20 protein-coding genes and 1 tRNA gene are annotated in these 21028 nt (G+C 71.3%); 14 read left to right on the forward strand and 7 right to left on the reverse strand.

Annotated elements, in window-relative coordinates; all coding sequences use genetic code 11:
• The first annotated feature begins 367 nt into the window (after positions 1–367).
• From ABD056_RS17345 to ABD056_RS17370, 6 genes are all read left to right on the forward strand, one after another.
• Positions 368–1174 carry a GGDEF domain-containing protein gene (locus ABD056_RS17345; RefSeq protein WP_425545053.1) on the forward strand — a complete coding sequence of 269 codons (807 nt, stop codon included), beginning with the start codon at positions 368–370 and terminating at the stop codon, positions 1172–1174.
• Positions 1171–1752, forward strand: a complete 582-nt coding sequence (locus ABD056_RS17350; protein WP_343868688.1) for a slr1658 family protein — start codon at positions 1171–1173, stop codon at positions 1750–1752. The genes ABD056_RS17345 and ABD056_RS17350 overlap by 4 nt, the downstream gene beginning before the upstream one ends.
• 15 nt (positions 1753–1767) lie before the next feature.
• Positions 1768–2112 carry a slr1659 superfamily regulator gene (locus ABD056_RS17355; protein WP_343868689.1) on the forward strand — a complete coding sequence of 115 codons (345 nt, stop codon included), beginning with the start codon at positions 1768–1770 and terminating at the stop codon, positions 2110–2112.
• 1 nt (position 2113) lies between these two features.
• On the forward strand, positions 2114–3772 hold the full coding sequence (locus ABD056_RS17360) for a PP2C family protein-serine/threonine phosphatase (RefSeq protein ID WP_343868691.1): 1659 nt from the start codon (positions 2114–2116) through the stop codon (positions 3770–3772).
• 17 nt (positions 3773–3789) lie between these two features.
• Positions 3790–4545, forward strand: a complete 756-nt coding sequence (locus ABD056_RS17365; protein WP_343868693.1) for a substrate-binding periplasmic protein — start codon at positions 3790–3792, stop codon at positions 4543–4545.
• Between the two features lie 168 nt (positions 4546–4713).
• Positions 4714–5820, forward strand: coding sequence for an AI-2E family transporter (locus ABD056_RS17370; RefSeq protein WP_343868695.1), 1107 nt, complete (start codon positions 4714–4716; stop codon positions 5818–5820).
• A 22-nt stretch (positions 5821–5842) separates the two neighbouring features.
• Here ABD056_RS17370 and ABD056_RS17375 read toward each other — a convergent pair whose 3' ends face one another.
• The 3 genes from ABD056_RS17375 to ABD056_RS17385 form a co-directional block, all read right to left on the reverse strand.
• On the reverse strand, positions 5843–6253 hold the full coding sequence (locus ABD056_RS17375; protein ID WP_343868698.1) for a hypothetical protein: 411 nt from the start codon (positions 6251–6253) through the stop codon (positions 5843–5845).
• Between the two features lie 242 nt (positions 6254–6495).
• Entirely contained in the window at positions 6496–7044 is a 549-nt protein-coding gene (locus ABD056_RS17380; RefSeq protein WP_343868700.1) for a type II toxin-antitoxin system PemK/MazF family toxin, read from the reverse strand.
• A gap of 148 nt (positions 7045–7192) precedes the next feature.
• Positions 7193–7267: transfer RNA gene (locus tag ABD056_RS17385), tRNA-Val, on the reverse strand.
• Positions 7268–7502: 235 nt separating this feature from the next.
• On the opposite strand from ABD056_RS17385, the gene ABD056_RS17390 reads away from it, so the two are divergent.
• A complete protein-coding gene (locus ABD056_RS17390) occupies positions 7503–8450 on the forward strand; it encodes an N-formylglutamate amidohydrolase (protein ID WP_343868702.1) in 948 nt (315 codons plus the stop codon).
• 14 nt (positions 8451–8464) lie between these two features.
• Here the strand turns inward: ABD056_RS17390 and ABD056_RS17395 are convergent, their stop codons facing one another.
• Positions 8465–10435, reverse strand: coding sequence for a PAS domain-containing sensor histidine kinase (locus ABD056_RS17395; RefSeq protein ID WP_343868704.1), 1971 nt, complete (start codon positions 10433–10435; stop codon positions 8465–8467).
• 130 nt (positions 10436–10565) lie between these two features.
• On the opposite strand from ABD056_RS17395, the gene ABD056_RS17400 reads away from it, so the two are divergent.
• On the forward strand, positions 10566–11606 hold the full coding sequence (locus tag ABD056_RS17400; protein WP_343868706.1) for an ABC transporter substrate-binding protein: 1041 nt from the start codon (positions 10566–10568) through the stop codon (positions 11604–11606).
• On the opposite strand, the gene nikR is transcribed toward ABD056_RS17400, so the two are convergent.
• Entirely contained in the window at positions 11584–12093 is a 510-nt protein-coding gene (gene nikR, locus ABD056_RS17405; protein WP_343868708.1) for a nickel-responsive transcriptional regulator NikR, read from the reverse strand. The two genes, ABD056_RS17400 and nikR, sit on opposite strands and share 23 nt — an antisense overlap.
• 149 nt (positions 12094–12242) lie before the next feature.
• Here nikR and nikA point away from each other — a divergent pair, with 149 nt between their 5' ends.
• The 5 genes from nikA to nikE are packed head-to-tail and all read left to right on the forward strand — an operon-like array spanning position 12243 to position 17303.
• The gene (gene nikA, locus ABD056_RS17410) at positions 12243–13862 is read left to right on the forward strand and encodes a nickel ABC transporter substrate-binding protein (RefSeq protein ID WP_343868711.1); all 1620 of its coding nucleotides are present in this window, start codon (positions 12243–12245) and stop codon (positions 13860–13862) included.
• 12 nt (positions 13863–13874) lie between these two features.
• Positions 13875–14819, forward strand: a complete 945-nt coding sequence (gene nikB, locus ABD056_RS17415; protein WP_343868713.1) for a nickel ABC transporter permease subunit NikB — start codon at positions 13875–13877, stop codon at positions 14817–14819.
• Positions 14816–15700, forward strand: a complete 885-nt coding sequence (gene nikC, locus ABD056_RS17420) for a nickel ABC transporter permease subunit NikC (protein ID WP_343868715.1) — start codon at positions 14816–14818, stop codon at positions 15698–15700. The genes nikB and nikC overlap by 4 nt, the downstream gene beginning before the upstream one ends.
• Entirely contained in the window at positions 15697–16500 is an 804-nt protein-coding gene (locus tag ABD056_RS17425) for an ATP-binding cassette domain-containing protein (protein ID WP_343868717.1), read from the forward strand. The genes nikC and ABD056_RS17425 overlap by 4 nt, the downstream gene beginning before the upstream one ends.
• A complete protein-coding gene (gene nikE / locus ABD056_RS17430) occupies positions 16497–17303 on the forward strand; it encodes a nickel import ATP-binding protein NikE (RefSeq protein WP_343868719.1) in 807 nt (268 codons plus the stop codon). Before ABD056_RS17425 ends, nikE begins: the two co-directional genes overlap by 4 nt.
• Positions 17304–17619: 316 nt before the next feature.
• Here the strand turns inward: nikE and ABD056_RS17435 are convergent, their stop codons facing one another.
• A complete protein-coding gene (locus ABD056_RS17435) occupies positions 17620–18480 on the reverse strand; it encodes an AraC family transcriptional regulator (RefSeq protein ID WP_343868721.1) in 861 nt (286 codons plus the stop codon).
• A 94-nt stretch (positions 18481–18574) separates the two neighbouring features.
• A complete protein-coding gene (locus tag ABD056_RS17440; RefSeq protein WP_343868723.1) occupies positions 18575–20173 on the reverse strand; it encodes a gamma-glutamyltransferase family protein in 1599 nt (532 codons plus the stop codon).
• Positions 20174–20403: 230 nt separating this feature from the next.
• Here ABD056_RS17440 and gpt point away from each other — a divergent pair, with 230 nt between their 5' ends.
• Positions 20404–20910, forward strand: coding sequence for a xanthine phosphoribosyltransferase (gpt, locus tag ABD056_RS17445; RefSeq protein ID WP_343868725.1), 507 nt, complete (start codon positions 20404–20406; stop codon positions 20908–20910).
• The last annotated feature ends 118 nt before the right edge of the window (positions 20911–21028 follow it).

A 21028-nucleotide genomic window follows, 5' to 3' on the forward strand; every position in this document is an offset into this window, starting at 1 on the left:
AGAGCCGAGGCGACGGCCCTGCGCGGGGGTCGAAACAAGGGACAGAGTGCCTGCCCTGCCCGTGGTCATAATGAGATTGATTCGCAGTTTCAAGCATCAAAGACAGACGGCGCGGATGATTTCCATCGTCGGTGCCAATGAAGGACCGGAGCCGGGAGCCACCGCCACGGCCGGCGGCAGCGCCCGTGACATCGCCGGCGGGGCTGCCATGCGGCCCGCTTTTGGCCTTCCGCCCCTACTCCCTAAGGACTATGATGACGGCACGTAGGGGGGAACTGGGGCTCCCGTGGTGGCACACGATCATCTCTTGGGCGGGCAGGGCGCGATGGCGACGGAAGACCGCGAGGCAGAGCTGTTGCACCGAGAGGTGGCAGCATTGACCGCCCGTGTCCGCGACCTGGAGCAGCAGGTCAGCGACCTGGACATTTCGCTCTCCATGGCCGCCGAGCACGGCGACGCCATCGAGGCGGACCTGTCGGCCACCAACGCCCGCCTGCAGCGCGAGATCATGGAGCGGATGCGGGCGGAAAACTGCCTGCAGACCCTGCTGTCGGCCCTGCGCCAGCAGCGCGACGACCTGGAGATCCTGGTCACCACCATCACCGAGCATTCCGACGACATCGACGCCCAGTGGCTGCGCCGCTACAGCGAGATCGAGTTCGTGTCGCGCACCGACCCGCTGACCGGCGTCGCCAACCGCCGCGGCCTGTCCGAAGTGCTGGACACCGAATGGCGGCGCGGCCTGCGCACCGGCTCGTCGCTGGCCCTCATCCTGCTTGATGTCGACCACTTCAAGGTGTTCAACGACACCTACGGCCACCAGGCCGGCGATGCCTGCCTGGTGCAGCTGGCCCGCACCCTGCGCAATGCCTGCCGCCGGCCGGTCGACCTGGTGGCCCGCTACGGCGGCGAGGAGTTCGTGCTGGTGCTGCCCGAGTCCGACCTGGAAGGCGCCCTGACGGTGGTGCGCACCATCCGCGACGACCTGGCGGCGCAGGCCATCCCCCATGCCGGGTCGCCCTTCGGCGTGGTCACCGTCTCCCTCGGCGTGGCCGCCGAGGTGCCGAGTCGGGAACGGTCGCCGGCGGCCCTGCTGGCCGATGCCGACCATCTGCTCTACGGCGCCAAGCAGGGCGGCCGCAACACCTTCCGTACCCCACGAGGACACGCATGAACGATACCATCGGGACCTTCGTCGCGCCGCAGGAGGACATGGGCGGTGAGACCCTCATGCTGCGGTTTTCGCCGAGTTCCGTGCCGCTGCAGCAGCGCTGGCGCAACAACGGCCTGTCCGCCGACTTCCTGGCCGATTACGTCACCACCTTCCTGCCCGGCGACGAAGGCACCGACGGCGGCGACGCCCTGGCCGAGGCCCGCCGCGACCAGATCAGCAGCGCCGTCAACTTCATCGCCAACGAGCTGCTGGAAAACGCCATGAAGTACAGCGCCGGCGGCCTGCCCTACCCCATTTCCATCCGCCTGCAGCTGGAAGACGGCCGCGTCGCGTTCTGGGAAACCAACACGGTGACGCCGGCCCAGGCCGCCACCTTCCGCGATTTCATCCACCGCCTGACCACCACCGATCCGGGCGAGTTCTATGTCGAGCAGCTGGAAAAAGCCGCCGAAGGCACCAGCACCGGTCTCGGCTTTCTGACCATGATCAACGATTACGCCGCCAACCTCGGCTGGAAGTTCGAGGACGCGGCCGGTTCCGCCGTGACGGTCACCACCTTCGTCACGGTGGACATCTGAGAGGGTTACTGAGGAATGGATACCAACATCACGGGCGCCACCCATGCCGCCGCCTACGACGCGGCGACGGGCACGGTCCGCCTGTCGGGGATCATGCGCCTGAACGGCATGACGGAGTACGCCCCGGTGGTGGCCCTGCTGTCCCGCAGCATCGCCGAACACCAGAGCGTCACCGTCGACCTGACGGCGCTGGAGTTCCTCAACAGCTCGGGCATTGCCGTGCTGTCGAAGTTCGTCATCGAGGCGCGCAACAAGTCGGTGGCGCTCACCATCCGCGCCGCGCGGGCGGTGCCGTGGCAGAGCAAGTCCCTGGTCAACCTGCAGCGCCTTATGCCGGCGCTGGTGATGGACTTCGTCTGAGGTGCCGGCCGGCGGCGCCACCCCGCGCTCCGACGACGACGACGGCGCCCCCGGTGCCGCCGCGGTGGGCGCCCTGCGCAGCCTGACCGCCAAGCAGGCGGCGGTGACGCTGGTGATCGCCCTGCTGTTCGGCATCCTCGGCAGCGCCGCCGAACTGGTGTTCGACTGGCGCGCCATGCGCCAGGACACCGCCGCCACCATGCGCCAGACCCTGGCCATGGTCGAACCCTCCGCCGCCGAAGCCGCCTACCAGCTGAACGAGGCGTTGGCCCGTCGCGTCACCAGCGGCCTCGCCGGCTATGCCTCGGTCACCCGCGTCACCCTGCGCGACGATTTCGACGGCGTGCTGGCCGAACACACCGGCGCCGCCGGCAGCGGCCCGCGCCACCTGGCCGACCGGCTGTTCGGCGACCTCACCCACTGGGACGTGCCGCTGTCGCACGAAGGCCGCGCCGTCGGCACCCTGGCGGTGGAGCTGGATGCCGCCCTGCTCGCCCAGCCGTTCTTCGACCGCGCCGCCTACAACGCCGTCATGGGCCTGTTGCGGGCGCTGGCCATCTGCGGCGTGGTGGTGCTCGCCTTCTACCTGATGATCACCCGGCCGCTGCTGCGGCTGTCGCAGCAGGTGGCGCGCATCGACCCCGGCAACCCCGGCGCCGCCCTGGTGCCCGCCGCCGCCGGCCACCGCCACGACGAGCTGGGCGGCCTGATCGGCACCCTCAACCACCTGCTCACCGCCTTCCAGAGCGGCCTCGACCAGCGCGACCGGGCCGAGAACGAGCTGACCGCCCTCACCCTGGAGCTGGAGGCCCGTGTCGAGCAGCGCACCGCCGCCCTGGCCGCCGCCAAGGACGAGATCGAGCAGCTGAACGGCCGCCTCGCCGCCGAGAACCTGCGCCTGGGGGCGGAACTGGACGTTTCCCGCCGCATCCAGTGCATGATCCTGCCCAAGCCGCCCGAACTGGCGGCGGTGCCGGGGCTGGACGTCGCCGCCTTCATGCAGCCCGCCAACGAGGTGGGCGGCGACTACTACGACATCCTGCAGGCCGGCGGCCGCGTCCGCATCGGCATCGGCGACGTCACCGGCCACGGGCTGGAAAGCGGCGTCGTCATGCTGATGATCCAGAGCGCCGTGCGCACCATGATCACCGCCGACGAGTCGGACATGCGCCGCACCCTCGCCGTGCTCAACCGCACCGTCTACGACAACGTGCAGCGCATGGGCAGCGACAAGAACCTGACCCTCGCCCTGCTCGACTATGCCCCCGCCCCGGCCGGCGGCAGCGGCGGCGGCCTGCGCATCGGCGGCCAGCACGAAAGCGTGATCGTGGTGCGCGCCGACCGCCGGGTGGAACTGATCGACACCACCCTGCTCGGTATGCCGCTCGGGCTGGTGGACAGCATCGACGCCTACATCGGCGGTGCCGACCTGACCCTGGCGCCCGGCGACGGCGTGGTGCTCTACACCGACGGCATCACCGAGGCGGCGGCGGCCGACCACCGGCTCTACGGCCTCGACCGGCTGTGCGAGGTGCTGGCCCGCCACTGGCACGAGCCGGCGGAAGGCATCAAGCAGGCGGTGGTCGACGACGTGATGGCCCACATCGGCACGCAGACCATCTTCGACGACCTCACGCTGATCGTCCTCAAGCAGAAATGACGGGAAGGGGAAAGACCATGCGGCGTCTGCTCGGCTTGCTGTTCTGCCTCGGCCTGGCGGCGGCGCCCGCCGCCCTGGCCGCCGACCGCCCGGAATACGTGGTGGGGGTGGAGGAACTGGACTACTACCCCGTCTACGCCGTGCAGGACGGCGCCTATGTGGGGGCGGCGCGGGAGATTCTGGATGCCTTCGCCGCCGATGCCGGCGTTGCCTTCCGCTACCAGCCGCTGCCGGTCAACCGCCTCTATGCCGACCTCACCGGCGGCGGCATCGACTTCAAGTTCCCCGACAACCCGCACTGGAACCCCGCCGCCAAGGCGGGCGCCGACGTGGTCTACAGCGCCCCGGTGATCGCCTACATCGACGGCGTGATGGTGCGGCCGGCGCGCAAGGGCGCCGGGCCCGATGCCGTCGCCACCCTCGGCACCGTCACCGGCTTCACCCCCTTCTCGTGGCTGGACCGCATCCAGGACGGCCGCGTGCGGCTGAGCGAGAACGCTCAGATGCGCCCCCTGCTGCGCCAGGTGATGGCGGAGCGCATCGACGGCGCCTATGTCAGCGTCGCCGTCGCCAGCCATCTGCTGGCCGCCGACTTCGGCGATGCCGGGGCGCTGGTGTTCGACGCCGGCCTGCCGCACAGCCGCGACGACTACCGCCTGTCCGCCGCCCGCCACCCGGAGCTGATCGCCCGCTTCGACGCCTGGCTGGCCGCCAATGCCGAGCGGGTGGCCGAAATCAAGGCCCGCTACGGCGCCGAACGCGGCGTCGACTGACGTCGGCCCGGCGGCGGCTGCTACTGCTGCCGCTGCTGCTGGTCCTGCCGCCGCCGGCACCCATGTGGTGCGCTGGCGGGCCGCCACGGGGCGCCCGCCGCATGGAGAGTTGCGGCGGCGGCGCCGTTCATGCTCGACTGGCCGCCGTCACAGCAGGGAGACCGCCGGATGGCGACGGAGCAGGACCAGCCGCCCCCACCCGCCCCAGGGGAGCCTTTCGGCCCGTTGCGGGCGTGGTTCCGGCGCCATTCCTCCGACTCCGAGGTGCTGCTGCTGAGCGGCCTGTTGCTGGCCGGCCTGCTGGTGCTGATGATCGCCGGCGGCGTGCTGGCGCCCATCATCGCGGCGCTGGTATTGGCCTACCTGCTCGACCCGGCGGTGGAAGGGCTGCGGCGGCTGGGCATGCCGCGCCCGGTGGCGGTGGCGGTGGTGTGGATGCTGTTCACTGCCCTCATGCTGGCGCTGCTGCTGGTGCTGCTGCCCCTGCTGCTGGGCCAGATGGCGGCGCTCGCCCAGATGCTGCCCGGCACCTTCCAGAGCCTCCAGGCCCGCCTGCTCGCCCTGCCGGAGCTGTACCCCGACCTGATCGCGGAGGAACAGGCCACCGAGATGGTGCAGCACATGCGGGCGGAGGTGCTGCTCATCGGCCAGTGGCTGGTGGGCTATTCCGTCGCCATGCTGCCGACCCTGGTGACCATCGGCGTCTACCTGATCCTGCTGCCGCTGGTGGTGTTCTTCTTCCTGAAGGACAAGCCGCTGATCCTCGGCTTCTTCACCAGCCTGCTGCCGCCCCGCCGCCGGCTGGCGGCCAGCGTGTGGCACACGGTGAACCGCCAGGTGGGCGGCTATGTGCGCGGCAAGCTGTATGAAATCGCCATCGTCGGGGCCGTCAGCTACGTGGTGTTCGCCCTGCTCGACCTGGACTTCGCCGCCCTGCTGGCGGCGGCCACCGCCTTTTCCGTGCTGGTGCCCTACGTCGGCGCCGCCGTCGCCGCCCTGCCGGTGGCGGTGGTCGGGTTCGCCCAGTGGGGGGCCGGCGACCAGCTGATGTGGGCGATGATTGCCTACGGCATCATCCAGCTGCTGGACGGCAACGTGCTGGCGCCGCTGCTGCTGGCCGGCACCATGGACCTGCACCCCATCACCATCATCGTCGCCATCCTGATCTTCGGCGCCGTGTGGGGGTTCTGGGGCATCTTCTTCGCCGCCCCGCTGGCCGCGCTGGTGCAGGCGGTGTTCAAGGCCTGGCCCCGCCACGCCCCCGCCGACACCTGAGGCCCGCTCCGCCCGCCCCGCCTTACTCGCAGCCGGAGGTGCAGACCACGGTCGCCCTCACCTGACCGCCGCAGGTGCTGTAGCAGATGCGGAAGTCATCGTCGCAGCCGGGCCGGCAGGTCTGGCTGCTGCAGGAGTAGGAGCGGTCGAAGGACGACACGCTGCGGTCGATCTTCTTGCCGGCCTGGGTGCGCGCCTCGGCATAGCGCTCGTATTCCTGCACCGCTTCCAGCCTGGCGCGGGCCCGGCAGGCATCCTGCGCCGACTCGCAGGAGCTGCGGCAGTGGGTCTGGCTGACCTGACACTGCGCCGCACAGGCCTTCCCTTCGGGCGTGGCCGGTGCGGTGTAATCGTAATGGGTGGTATAGACCGGCCCACACCCCTGCAGCACAACAGCCACCGCCGCAACCCACAGCGCCCTGCGGATAGTCATGTCCTCATCCCCCCACGGCAGGCAGCCCCCCGCCCGCAACGGACCTGAGGCTACGCCGGAAGGGGTAGAGGCGGCAAGGGGCGGCTGATGGGCCGGGAGGCGACGCCCAAAAAAGGAAGGCCCCGCCGAAGCGGGGCCTAGCCTTGAGGCTCCAGCAGACTTGTTATCGTCCTCGCCGGAGCCTGCCACCTCGCGGTGGTCTTCCAAGTCCGCCGAAGCGGTGACCGGAACTATATACTACCTCACAGGTGCCGCGTCAAGAGATGCATTCCTGTGGCGTGTAATACGCACCGTCGCACGGCCTTCAGCACCTCCAGAGGAACCTCGGGAGACCGATAGTCTCGAAAACCGACCTTGAACCTGTCAAGGCGGTGCAGCCCCACGGTGTGGATATGATTCCCCTTGATCCAGGCTTCGTCGTAGCTCTTGTCGGGTACAAGTCCGTCTGGAAGGCGGTAATGATAGGGCATGGGGGACTGTGGCGCCTTAGAACTGATCGGCACGACCACACATAATTCGCTCTTCTCCCGCGGCATCGGGGAGATCACAAGAACAGGACGCGCCTTGACCATCTCCGGGCGCTGGAAACCCAGTCCGAAGTCGCAGAACAGGATCTGGCCCGGCTTCGGCATGAAGCGGAGGCCCTGCACCGGGTGGTGTTCTTCAATGCTGGCCGCAAAATCACGAACCTGCCCAGCTCGCCGCCCGCCCGCACGAAGGCATTGAGCGACCGTCTGGATCGTCCGCTCGTCCGCCTCATCAACCAGCACAGTGATAGCCTTAAGCGTCATGGATGCCTCTGCCTACCAGAAGCTCCCTTGATGCAGCATAATCGGGATTAAATCAACTCGCGCAATCTGGAGATACAGACCGAGACATCCGGTCCAACCGCCAACCCCCAGAACGGACGAAGCCCCAGCGTTTCCGCTGGGGCTTCGGTGGTGGGCGTGACAGGGATTGAACCTGTGACCCCTACGATGTCAACGTAGTGCTCTCCCGCTGAGCTACACGCCCTTGTCTCTCGGCACCGGCGGGAATGTCCGTCCCGAGGGCGCCCTATGTACCGTCCCCTCCCGGCCTTGGCAAGAACTTTTTTCATGCCCTTGCAACACCCTGCCGCTCCGCCGGCGGGCGGGTTGCAGCGGCGGGATGGCACCCCACGTTAAACCGGCGGAGGATGGCGGGCCGGCTTATCCGGTCGGCCGTTGCCCTATGGCGGCGGACGGGCCGGTAGGATAGGCTAGCACCCATGAACCAGACACGCCGTGACATTCCGGCCGCTCCCCAGGGCGCAACCGAGGCATCGCCGGCGGCCGGGCTGTCAGGCCGGCTGTCCATTCCCGGCGTGCTGGCGGTCGAGGCGCCGGCGCGGCAGACCCTGCCCATGGTCTTCGCCTCGCCCCATTCGGGCAGCGCCTACCCCGACGATCTGCTGGCCGCCTCGCTGCTGGACGGCAACGGGCTGCGGCGGTCGGAGGACTGCTTCGTCGACGAGCTGTTCGCCGACGTGCCCGCCCTTGGCGCGCCGCTGCTGAAGGCCCTGTTCCCGCGCGCCTACCTCGATCCCAACCGCGAGCCCTACGAGCTGGACCCGGCCATGTTCGCCGACGACCTGCCGGCCCATGTCAACACCACCTCGGCGCGGGTGGCGGCGGGGCTTGGCACCATCGCGCGGGTGGTGGCGAGCGGCGCCGAAATCTATGCCCGCAAGCTGTCCTTCGCCGAGGCCGAGCGACGGGTGCAGAGCCTCTACCGCCCCTATCACGCCGCGCTGCGCCGGCTGGTGGAGGATACGGTGGCGCAGTTCGGCTTCTGCCTGCTGATCGACTGCCATTCCATGCCCTCGGCCAGCGGCGACGGCCGCACGCCGCCGCCGGACATGGTGCTGGGCGACTGCTTCGGCATTTCCTGCGCCCGGGCGGTGACGGCGGCGGCGGAGGACCGGCTGGCCGACCTCGGCTATTCCGTCACCCGCAACGCGCCCTATGCCGGCGGCTACACCACCCGCCATTACGGCCGGCCGGAGCACGGCGTCCACGCCATGCAGATCGAGATCAACCGCCGGCTCTACATGGACGAGGAAACCTTCAGCCGCCGCCCCGGCCTCGGCCGCCTGCGCGCCGACCTGAAGAGCCTGGTCGAAAGCCTGTCCGCCCTGCGCCGGCACGACCTGCTGCCGCCCGCCCGCCGCCGCTGAGGCGCCGCCGGCGGCTACAGCCGGATGGTAATGGTGGTGCCGCGGCCGGGCGCCGACTGCAGGTCCAGGTCATGGCCCAGCAGGTCCACCGCCTGCCGCACGATGGTGAGGCCGAGGCCGAAGCCGCGGGAGAAGTCGCGGGCCGGATTGTCCACCTGGAAGAACTCGTCGAACACCCGCCCCTGCAGGTCGGAGGCGATGCCGATGCCGGTGTCGCTCACCCGTACCAGCGGGCGGCCGTCGGGCCCGGCCTCGGCGCTGACGGTGATGGTGCCGGCAGCGGTGTACTTGACGGCGTTGGACAGCAGGTTCTGCACGATGCGGCGGAACAGCAGCGGATCGGTTTCCGCCACCAGCGCCGCCGGGGTGCGCAGGGCGAAGTCGAGCGGCTTCTCGCAGCCGGCGCGGGCGCTGGCGGTCGCCTCGTGCAGCATCGGCACCAGATCGACGTCGCGGCGGTGCACCTCCATGATGCCGGCGGTGAGGCGGCTGTAGTCCATGATGGCGGAGATGAAGTCGGTCATCACCCGCGCCGCCTGGCGGATGTCCAGCGCCACCTCCTTCACCGTCGCCGGCGGCAGGTCGCGCTTGGCGAGCCGGTCGGCCATCAGGGTCACCACCTGCACCGGCTGGCGCAGGTCGTGGCTGGCGGCGGCCATCAGGCGGCTCTTGGCGGCGCTGGCCTCGCGCGCCGCATCCAGGGCGGCGGCGCGGGCGCGCAGGGCGCCCTCGCGCGCGGTGACGTCGGTGAGGCTGAAGATGCGGCCACCGCCGTCGGCCCCGAGCCCGACCGCCGCCGGCGGCAGGTCGGCGCCGCCGACGTCCATCTCCAGCCAGCCGCCGTCCAGCTGCTGCAGGCGCACCGTCACCGGCTGGGCGACGCGGCCGCGCACCATCTGCCGCACCAGATCGCGGTGTTCGGCGGCGAACAGTCCGTCGAGGGCGGCGCCGCGCAGGTCGGGCAGCGGCCCGTCACCGGCCCGGAAGCGCCGCAGCGCCGGGTTGGCGTAGAGGATGCGGCCGCCGCCGTCGACCTCCACCAGACCGTTGGGCACCGCATCGGTGATGCCGCGGAACAGAGCATCGGCGGCCTGACGGTCGATGCGCCGGCCACCCCACAGGATCAGCCCGCCGGCCAGCAGCGCCGCCGCCGCCACCACCAGGCGGTCGCGCAGCCAGGCCGCGGTGATGGCCTTGACGTCGATCACCTGCACCAGCTGCAGGCCGTGGCGGGCGTCGCTGATCTCCACCTGCCGCTGGCCGGGGCGCCCGGTCACCGCCGCCTCCGCCACCTGGGCCGCCTCGCCGACGGTGGCGCCGGCGTCGGCGACCACCATCAGCGCCTCGCCCTCCTGGTTGCGCAGGATGAAGGTGGAATGGGGCAGCACGGCCGCCTGCAGGCCGTCGCTGAACAGGGTCGGGTCGATGCTGGCGAACAGGTAGAGCGGCTGGCCGTCCTCGATGACGATGCCGCGCACCAGATCAATGCGCCGCAGCCACGGCAGCGGCCCGGCCAGAACGGCGGAAACGTGCAGACGGGTCATGCCGGCGGCGGCCGGGACCGGAATGCGCTCCACCGCCGTCATCGGCAGGCCGGCGGCGGCCAGGATGGCGCCGTGGTGGTCGGTCACCGCCACATGGCCGACCCGCAGGGTATCGAGCGTGCCCGGCGTCACCCACGACAGGCTGTCGCCCGGACCGTCCCGCGCCGCCACCATGACGGCGGCGGCGAAGAAGGTGTTGATGGATTGCAGCGGCGTCAGGATGTCGCTGTAGGCCCGTTCCATGGCGGTGTCGGCACGGCCGAGCATCAGCCCCAGGTGCTTGCGGTGGTCGTCGATCAGGAACAGGCCCGTCACCACCAGCAGGGCGCTGACGATGGCCGCCCCCGCCGCCGTGGCCGGCCACCGCAGCAGCAGCCGGCGGCGGCGGCCATGGGCGGCGGCGTCGGGCGGCGGCATCGGCGGCCGCGGATCGCTGTCCATGAGCACCAATTCCCAATGGGCATTTCGCTGCCAGCAGAAATACCATAAAACTGCAGTGTCTCTCGCGTCTTTCGCGTCACCTGGGGATCAGGCAACCGTGTCCGGCCGCCGCTGTCATTGTCGCAGGGTCATGCCGCTGCTCGCGCTTCTGGCGCTGCTGCTGCCGCTGCTGCCCACGGCCGCCCCGGCCCAGCCGGTGGAGAGCAGCCGGCCGCGCCACACCATCGACCTGGTGCTGTTTCGCGGCTGCGAGGATGCCTGCCGCGGCTTCATCGACTGGTTCGCCAACCGCAACATCCCGGTCGACATCCGCCAGCACGACGCCGGCCAGTCCATGGACCGGCTGGCGGAGATCGTCGCCGGCATCCGCGCCTCGCCGCCGGATCTGGTGGTGACCTGGGGCACCCGCACCGCCCAGGCGGTGTTCGGGCAGGCCGATGCGGTGGACCCGGCGGTGCATGTGGTGGGGGTGCCGGGCATCTTCATGGTGGTGTCGCAGCCGGTGGCGTCGGGGCTGGTGCGCGACGTGCGGGCGCCGGGGCGGCCGCTGACCGGCAGCCTGTACCTTTCCGACGTGCGCGAGCAGCTGGATACCGCCACGGCCTACGTCGGCAGCCGCCGCACCACGCCGTGGGACAGCACCGACGGCATCACCCATGTCGGCACCCTCTACAACCCGGCGGAGCCCAATGCGGTCATCAACATCGACCAGCTGCGGGCCGAAACCGCCCGCCGCGGCCTGCAGCTGACCGCCTTGCCGCTGCCGCTGGACGAGTCAGGGGCGCCCTATGCCAGCGCCATCCCGCGGCTGATGGCGGACCTGGCCTCGTCCGGCGCCGATCTCGTCTACCAGCCGGCCGATACCTTCCTGAACGTCAACCGCCACGCCCTGACAGCCGCGGCGCTCAGCCAGCGCATGCCGGTGCTGGCGGCCGGCGAGGCGCCGGTGCGCAGCGGCCATGCCCTGCTCGGGCTGGTCTACCGCTACCACGACGTCGGCCGCCTGACCGCGCGGCTGGCCCATCGGGTGCTGGAAGGGGCCGACCCGGCGACCATCCCCATCGTCGCCCCGCCGCAGCCGGCGCTGATCGTCAATCAGGTGACGGCGGAGGACCTGAACCTGCCGCCGTCGCCGGCCATGGCCCGCTTCATCGAGTTCGTGCGTCCGTAGCCGGCCGATCCTGGTCGCCCGCGGGCTCGTCGTGGTCGTGGGAATGGCCATGGTGGGAGCCGTCGCCCTCGCCGGCCCCGGGCCCGTCGCCGTCCACCCCCACCGTCACCACCTGGCCGTGGCGCACGCCGCGTTCGGCGATCACCTGATCGGCCAGCCCGCGGATCTCGTCGGCATCGCCGCGCAGCACGGAAATCTCCATGCAGCTGGATTCGTCCAGATGCACATGCAGCGACGCCAGCGACACATGGTGGTGATGGTGGAAGGTGCGGGTCAGGCGCTTGGCCAGTTCGCGCGCCGCGTGGTCGTAGACATAGACCAGCGCCGCCACGCAGGGGCCGCCGCCGGCGCTGCTGCGGGCTTCCTTCAGGCCGCTGCGCACCAGGTCGCGCACCGCCTCCGACCGACCGCTGTAGCCGCGATCGGCCGCCAGCCGGTCAATCTCCGCCAGCAGATCGTCGTCGAGAGTGATGGTGATGCGCTGCATGTCGCCCCTGCCGCCGTGGTGTGCCGATCCGCCCCGCTCCGCGAGTATGACGTTTTGCGTTGGACATCATACTCAAGCCGCGCTAATCAGGCTCGAAGGGGGGCCGGCGCGGTGGGGCGGCGGTCACTATGCCACGGAGGGGACTTGAGATGCAGTCACGGATGACTCCGGCCGCGGTGCTGAGCGGCGGGCTGATGCTGGGCGCCCTTGCCTTCGGCGCGGCCGTCCTGCCGGTCGCGACGGCGGCGGCGGCGGCGGCGGCCGAGACCACCCTGACCTATTCCTGGCCGCGCAACGGCGGGGCGCTCAACCCGCACCTCTATTCCCCCAACGAGATGACGGCGCAGTCGCTGGTCTACGAGCCGCTGCTCAAGTACCGCGCCGACGGCACCCTGGAGCCGTGGCTGGCGACGGCGTGGGAGGTTTCGCCCGACGGCCGCGTCTACACCTTCACCCTGCGCGAGGGGGTGACCTTCTCCGACGGCGTGCCCTTCGATGCCGCCGCCGTGAAGGCCAATTTCGACGCCGTGCTGGCGAACCTGGAGCGGCACCGCTGGCTTGAACTGGCGGCGCAGATCGAGCGCACCGAGGTGATCGACCCGCGTACGTTCCGCCTGACCCTGAAGGGCGCCTACTACCCGACCCTCTACGACCTCGCCCTGGTGCGGCCGTTCCGGTTTCTGTCGCCCGCCGCCATTCCCGCCGGCGGCTCCACCGCCGAGGGCATCGTCGCTCCCATCGGCACCGGGCCGTGGCGGCTGGTGGAGGCGCGCCTTGGCGAGTTCGACCTCTACGCCCGCAACGACCGCTACTGGGGCGAGGCCCCGGCCTTCGACAGGCTGCTGGTGAAGGTGATCCCCGACACCAACGCCCGCGCCGTCGCCTTCGAAACCGGCGGCATCGACCTGATCTACGGCGGTGACAGCCAGATCAGCGCCAATACCTTCGCCCGCCTGCAGGCCCGCGGCGACCTGTGGACCGGCATCTCCGCCCCGCAGGCGACGCGGGCGCTGGCCATCAACTCCGGCCGGGCGCCCACCGACGACCTGGCGGTGCGCCAGGCCATCAGCCATGCCGTCGACAAGCGCGCCATCGTCGCCAGCGTGCTGCACGACCTGGAGCCGGTGGCCGAAACCCTGTTCGCGCCGAACGTGCCCTATGCCGACATCGGCCTGCCGCCCCATGCCTTCGACCCGGCGCGGGCGGCGGCGCTGCTGGAGGCGGCCGGATGGATCGCCCCCAAGCCCGGCGCCATCCGCGAGAAGAACGGCCTGCCGCTGCGGCTGGAGCTGTGCTTCGTCGGCAACGAGCCGCAGGAAAAGGCCATCGCCGAGATCATCCAGGCCCAGCTGCGCGTCGTCGGCATCGACGCCGCCCTGGTGGGCGAGGAAAAGAGCGCCTTCCAGGCCCGCCAGAAGGACGGTTCCTTCGGCATGATCTTCAACGCCACCTGGGGCGCCCCCTACGAGCCGCACTCCTTCGTCGCCTCCATGCGGATGCCGTCGCACGCCGACTATCAGGCCCAGTCCGGCCTGCCCATGAAGGCCGACCTGGACGCCAGGATCAGCGCCGTGCTGGTGTCGGTGGACGAGGCGGAGCGGCAGGCGCTCTACACCGACATCCTGACCACCCTGCACCAGCAGGCGGTGTACCTGCCCATTTCCTACCTGACCAGCGTCGCCGTCGCCCGGCCGACCATCGAAAACGTCACCTTCGGCGCCACCAGGAACGAGATCCCGCTGCACACCATCCGCCCGGCGGCGCGCTGAGGACCGGCCGCCATGCTGCGCTACATCCTTGGCCGCCTGCTGGCGCTGCCGTTCATCCTGCTCGGCGTGTCGCTGGTGGTATTCCTGCTGCTGCGCCTCGGGCGCGGCGATCCGGCGGTGGACTACCTGCGCCTGTCGCAGATCCCGCCCACCGACGAGGCGGTGGCGGCGGCGCGGGTGATGCTGGGGCTCGACCGGCCGCTGCCGGAACAGTTCCTCACCTGGCTGTGGAATGCCCTGCACCTGGATTTCGGCCAGTCCTTCGTGAACCGCCGGCCGGTGCTGGACGAGCTGCTGTACTACCTGCCGGCCACCCTGCAACTGGGCGCGGCGGCGCTGGCGGTGACGCTGGTGGTGAGCGTTCCGCTCGGCATCTGGGCGGCCCGCCACCGCGACCGCCTGCCCGACCAGATCGTGCGCGGCATCGCCTTCCTGGGCGTGTCGGTGCCGAACTTCTGGCTCGGCTTCCTGCTGGTGCTGCTGTTCTCGGTCTGGCTCGGCTGGCTGCCGCCCATGGGCCGCGACGGCGCCACCAGCCTGCTGATGCCGGCCTTCGCCGCCGCCTTCATGTCGCTGTCGATCAACGCCCGCATGCTGCGCGCCAGCATGCTGGAAACCGCTGGCCAGCGCCATGTGCTCTACGCCCGCCTGCGCGGCCTGAGCGAGCGGCGGGTGGTGGGCGGCCATGTGCTGCGCAATGCCCTGCTGCCCATCGTCACCGCCGTCGGCATGCACATCGGCGAACTGATCGGCGGCACCCTGGTGATCGAGAACATCTTCGGCTGGCCGGGGGTGGGGCGTTATGCCGTCTCCGCCATCTACAACCGCGATTACCCGGTCATCCAGTGCTTCACCCTGCTGATGACGCTGATCTTCGTACTGTGCAACTTGGTGGTCGACATCCTCTATGCCTGGCTTGATCCGCGCATCCGCCTGAAGGGGGAGGCCCCGTCATGACTGCCGCCACCGACGCCGAGCCCGCCCCGGCCGCCGCCGTCGCCGCCCCCGGCCGCCGCCGCCGCTGGCCGTGGCCGGCGCGCATCGGGGCCGGGCTGGCGGTGCTGCTGGTCCTGGTCGCCCTGCTGGCGCCGCTGATCGCCCCCCACGACCCGGCCGCCATCGCCCTGACCGAGCGCCTGCAGGGGCCGAGCGCGGCGCACTGGCTGGGCACCGACCACCTGGGGCGGGACATCCTGTCGCGCCTCATGCACGGCGCCACCGTCTCGCTGGGGGCGGTGGCGGTGATCCTGACGCTGATCGTGGTGCTGGGCATCGGCATCGGCGGGCTGTCCGGCCTCATTGGCGGGCGGGTGGATGCGGTGATCATGCGCGGCTGCGACATGTTCCTGACCATCCCGACCTTCGTGCTCGCCATGTTCATGGTCGGCGTGCTCGGCACCGGGCTGGTCAACGTGGTGCTGGCCATCGCCCTGTCGCACTGGGCCTGGTATGCCCGTCTGGTGCGCGGGCTGGTGCTGACCCTGAAGGAGCGCGAGTACGTGCTGGCGGCGCGGGTGGCCGGCGCCTCGCGCCTGCGGGTGTTCGCCGAACACATCCTGCCCGGCGTGTTCGCCCAGCTGGTGGTGCTGCTGACGCTCGACATCGGCCACATGATCCTGCACGTCGCCGGCCTGTCCTTCCTCGGCCTCGGCGTCACGCCGCCGACGGCGGAATGGGGGGTGATGATCGGCGACGCCCGCGACTTCATCTGGACCAACCCGCTGCTGCTGGTGTGGCCCGGCCTTGCCATTCTGGTGACCGTCGCCGCCTTCAACCTTCTGGGCGATGCCCTGCGCGACGCCCTCGACCCCACTCTGCAGGCGGAGGGCGACGCATGACCACCGCCGCCAGCCATCTCCGCCTCGACGGCCTGACCCTGGTCACCCGCCGCCACGGCCGCCCCCTCACCCTGGTGGACGGCCTCGGCCTCGACCTGCGGCGCGGGCAGGTGACCGCCCTGGTGGGCGCCAGCGGCTCCGGCAAGTCGCTCACCTGCCTCGCCCTGCAAGGCCTGACGCCGCCGGGGGTGACGCAGACCGGCGGCCGCGTGACGGTCGACGGCCGCGACACCGCCCCCGCCGCCCTGCGCGGGCGGGTGACCGCCACCGTCATGCAGGCGCCGCGCAGCGCCTTCAACCCGGCGCTGACCATGGCCGCCCACGCGCGCGAGACGCTGGCCGCCCGCGGCATCACCGGCGCCGAGGCGGAGCGCCGCGCCCTGGCCGCCATGGCCGAGGTGGGGCTGGACGATCCGCGCCGGGTGCTGCGCCTGCACCCCTTCCAGATGAGCGGCGGCATGCTCCAGCGCATGATGCTGGCCCTCGCCCTGCTGAGCGAGGCGCCGTTCCTGCTGGCCGACGAGCCCACCACCGACCTCGACCTGGTGCTGCAGGCCCAGGTGCTGGCGCTGATCGAGCAGCTGGTGGCGGATCGCGGCCTCGGCGTGCTGCTAGTCACCCACGACATGGGCGTGGTGGCGCGGCTGGCCGACACCGTCACCGTGCTCGACCACGGCCGCATGGTGGAACACGGCCCGGTGGCGCAGGTGTTCGACGCTCCCGCCGCCGCCCCCACCCGCGCCCTGGTGGCGGCGCACCTCGCCCTTTACCCCGACCTCGCGCCGGAGGATGCGCCATGACCCTGCTGCAGGCGCAGGCCGTCGGCAAGACCTACCGCAGCGGCGGCTTTTTCGGCAGCGGCCCCGCCCGGACGGTGCTGAGCGGCATCGACCTTGGCGTGGCGGCGGGGGAGAGCCTCGCCCTGGTGGGAGCCAGCGGCTCCGGCAAGAGCACCCTCGCCCGCCTGCTGCTGGGCCTGGAGCGGCCGAGCAGCGGCACCGTCCTGTTCAACGGCCGCCCCCTCGACGCCCTGCGCGGGGCGGAGCATCTGGCCTACCGCCGGGCGGTGCAGGTGGTGTTCCAGGACTCGCTGGGGGCGGTGAACCCGCGCCACCGCATCGGCCGCACCATCGCCGAGCCGCTGCGCCACCTCACCGACCTCGGCGAGCGCCAGCGCGCCGACCGGGTGGCGGAGCTGCTGACGCTGGTCGGCCTGTCGCCCGCCGATGCCGACAAGCTGCCGGGCCAGATGAGCGGCGGGCAGGTGCAACGGGTGTGTATCGCCCGTGCCCTGGCGCCGGGGCCTGACCTGATCATCCTGGACGAGGCGGTGTCGAACCTGGACCTGGTGTTGCAGATCCAGGTCCTCGACCTGCTGGCCGGGCTGCGGCAGCGGCTGGGCACGGCCTTCGTCCTCATCACCCACGACCTGCGCCTGATCCCCCGCCTGTGCGACCGCATCGCCGTGCTGGATGCCGGCCGCGTGGTGGAGGACCGCCCGGTGACCCCGGGCCTGCGCCTGGACTCCGACGCCGGCCACCGCCTGCAGGCGGCCATCCTGCCGCCCCGCCCAGGCCTACAGCCCCACCGCCGGACCGGGTGAGGGGTGTCGGACCGACGGACAACGGGAAAACTCCGAACCAGTCGCATCCACCTCTTTGCGGTAGCGGCGACATCGTTCGTTGACCCGGCAGCCAGGGCGCGCATTGCCGCCGGGAGTGGCAGCGGCGCCTGGGGCTTCCCGTCTCCCGCCAGCGCCGGCGCGGTCGGCTGGTACGGTGTCGGTGCGGCCGGACTGCCAGCGCCAGGGCATTGGTGCTGCCCTTCGGGGCGGCGGTGCCGAGCGGCCGGGTGACCTTCCACCCGGCCTTCGGCGCCACCGCCTGAAGCACCGCCTCCGGCGGTCCCGGCCGGTGCGGTTACGGTTTCAGCGGCAGGTGGATCTCGGTCACCAGCTCCGCCGGCGGGGTGGTGCGCGGGTCGTTGACGTAGACCTCCCAGCACGGCTGGTCGGCCGGCTCGCGGCCGCTGGTCGGCAGCCATTCCCGGTACAGCCACTGGTAGGAGCGTTCCAGCTCGGCATAGGGGCCGAGGTGGCGCAGCACCGCACAGGGGCCGCCGGGCAGGGTCAGGGTTTCCACCGCCGGGTCGTCCACCGGCGCCGCCACGGTGATGCCGGCGGCGGAGCGCAGCTGCGACTCCGGCACGCTGGCGGGATCGTCGAAGTAGACCCCGACCCCCAGGGTCTGCGGCCCGATCAGGCCGCGCGGCCCGGCCCAGGCCCCCAGGCGGTCGAACACCGCGCCGATGCCCATGTAGGGGCCGGTGTGGCGCATGGCGGCGAGGGTCATCGGGGCACAGTCGCGAATGGTGACGTCAGGCATGGTCGTATCCTCCAGCGGAGTCGGTTGGGACGGCAGCGGAGGCGGCACCAGCCGTCCGGCGGCCCGATAGGCGGCCGGCGGCATGCCGTAGGCGGCGCCGAAGGCGCGGGTAAAGGCGACGACGCCGCCATAGCCGGCCTGCCGCGCCACCTGTTCCAGCGTCAGCCGGCGGCGCAGCAGCGAGTCGGCGGCCCGGGCGAGCCGCAGGCGGCGCACCGTGTCGGCCACCGTCTCGCCGGTGAGGGCGCGGTAGACGCGATGGAAGTGGTAGGGCGACAGGCAGGCCACCGCCGCCAGCCGCTCCAGGCTCAGGTCGCCGTCCAGGTGGGCGCCGATGTGGGCGATCACCCGCTGGATGCGGCGGCTGTAGTCAAGGGCGGTGGCGGCGCGTGGCATGGTGTCTCCTCCGATGCCCGGTCAGGCTAGCGCCGGCCGCTTGATCGGTGTTGCGCAGTTGCCTGCCTCACAACCACCGCACCGCCGCCGCCGCTCACCAGCCGGCGACGGCGCCGTCGCCGCGCGGGTCGGCAGCGCCCTCGATCACCCCGTCGGGGCGCAGCACCAGGGCTCCGGCATGGCCCATCAGGTCGTCGAAGGCCTCCACCCGCCGCACCGTGTGCCCGGCCTCCTCCAGCGCCGCCACCACGGCGGGGTCGAGGCGGCTTTCCACCGTCACGTCGCGGCTTTCGCCCTCGTAGGAGCGGCCGAGCGCCCAGCGCGGCGCCGTCACCGCCGCCTGCAGGCCCTGGCCGTAGAGGGCATGGCGGGTGAACACCGCCGCCTGGGTCTGCGGCTGGCCGTCGCCGCCCATGCTGCCGTAGACCATCACCCGGCCGTCGCGGAACCGCGCCAGCGCCGGCGACAGGGTGTGGAAGGGCTTGCGGCCGGGGGCGAGGAAGCGCGGGCTTTCGGGGTCGAAGTCGAAGGCGATGGCGCGGTTGTGCCACAGCAACCCGGTTTCCGGCAGCACCACGCCGGAGCCATAGGCGTGGTAGAGGCTCTGGATGAAGCTGACGGCGCGGCCCTCGGCATCGATGCAGCCGAGCCACACCGTATCGCCGCTCATGGCCGGCAGTGGCCACGGCAGGGCGCGCTTCGGGCTCACCTCCGCCGCCAGCCGGTCCAGCAGGTGGTCGGACAGGAAGGTGGTGGCGTGGATCTGCATGGCGCCGGGGTCGGCGATGTGGGTGTTGCGCACCCGGAAGGCCAGCTTGGTGGCCTCGATCAGCCCGTGGATGTGGGCGAAGCCCTCCGCCTGCTCCGGCGCCACCCGCAGGCGCTCGTACAGGCCGAGGATCATCAGCGACGCCAGGCCCTGGGTCGGCGGCGGGGTGTTGTAGACGGTGGCGCCGTCCAGCCCGACCGACAGCGGCCGCCGCCGCACGCTGCGCTGGCGGGCGAGGTCGTCGCCCGTCAGCGGCGCCCCCACCGCCGCCAGATCGGCGGCGATGCGGCGCCCGACCGCGCCGCGATAGAAATCGTCGAGCCCGTCGCGCACCAGCGACTCGAGCGTTTCCGCCAGTGCCGGGTTACGGCGCGGGCTGCCGAGCGGCGGCACCGCGCCATCCTCGCCCAGGCACAGGGCGGCGAAGCCGGGCTGGCGAGCCAGCACCTCGCGCCGGGGCTGCATGGCCAGCGCCTCGGCGGCGGTCAGCGGCACGCCGTCGCGCGCGTACCACACCGCATCGGCCAGCAGCCGGGCGAGGCCGAGGCGGCCGTCCCAGCGCTGCGACAGTTCCAGCGCCGACTGCCAGCCGGAAATGGTGCCGGCCACCGTGGCGCAGGCCAGCGGCCCCACCGCCGGCACGGCGTTGAGGCCGTGGGCGCGGTAGGTTTCCGGCGTCGCCTTGCGGCCGGCGGCGCCGCTGCCGTCGATGGACACCACCGGCCGGCCGGGTTCCGAGATCAGCCAGAAGCCATCGCCGCCGAGGCCGTTCATGTGGGGATAGACGACGGCGCAGGTGGCGGCGGCGGCGATCATCGCCTCCACCGCGTTGCCGCCCTCGCGCAGCACTGCCGCCCCCGCCTGCGCCGCCAGCGCGTGGGGGGCCGTGACCATGCCGCGTCGTGCATAAGAGGTGTGGAGCATGCCGCCTCGTCCTGACTCTTCGGCGACATTGTTGAAAAAGAAGACGAAAGGGTAAAGCGTTTATCCGTACAGGCGGCCCTGCGGCCGTGGCGGGGCGGCCCGACGGCATCGGCTGGCGGACGCCGGAGCCGCGACCGCTGCAAGGCCGCCTTGCCCTCCGGTGCGCGTTCGTATAAATCAACCGCCTTTCACCCCCCGCCGCCCCGTCTGTCAGTGCAGGACTGCCGAGCATGGCCCAGGACTACACCACCGCCGTCTACATTCCCATCGCCTGGGAACTGTTCCACCGCGACACCCGCGCCCTGGCCCACAAGCTGATGGAATCGGGCGCCGGCCCGTTCAAGGGCATCGTCGCCATCACCCGCGGCGGCCTCATCCCGGCCTCCATCCTGGCGCGCGAGCTGGACATCCGGCTGATCGACTGCATCGGCGTCGTCACCTATGACGACCGCGTGGCCGGCGAGCCGCAGGTCATCAAGGCCCCCTCGGCGGTGGACAACGACGGCGAAGGCTGGCTGATCGTCGACGACCTGGTCGACAGCGGCGTCACCGCCCGCGAGGTCAAGCGCCTGCTGCCCAAGGGCCACCTCGCCACCGTCTACGCCAAGCCCGCCGGCCAGCACGAGGCCCACACCTTCGCCGTGCCGATCAAGGAAGGCGTCTGGCTGCTGTTCCCCTGGGACGCCGAACTGATGCCCAACGAGCCGCTGGCCCGCCAGGGTCGGAACCCGAAGTAGGTCAGGGTTTCCCCGGGGAGTTTGTTTTTTCTGGTCCCTCAGGCGCCGAAGTGTTTTTTCCCTGTCCCTTGTATGTCTTGCCCAGCGTCGGCAGTAAGCTGCGCGAGGCTGGTGAAGG

The organism is Caenispirillum bisanense (assembly GCF_039523075.1).
Classification (GTDB): Bacteria; Pseudomonadota; Alphaproteobacteria; order Rhodospirillales; family Rhodospirillaceae; genus Caenispirillum; species Caenispirillum bisanense.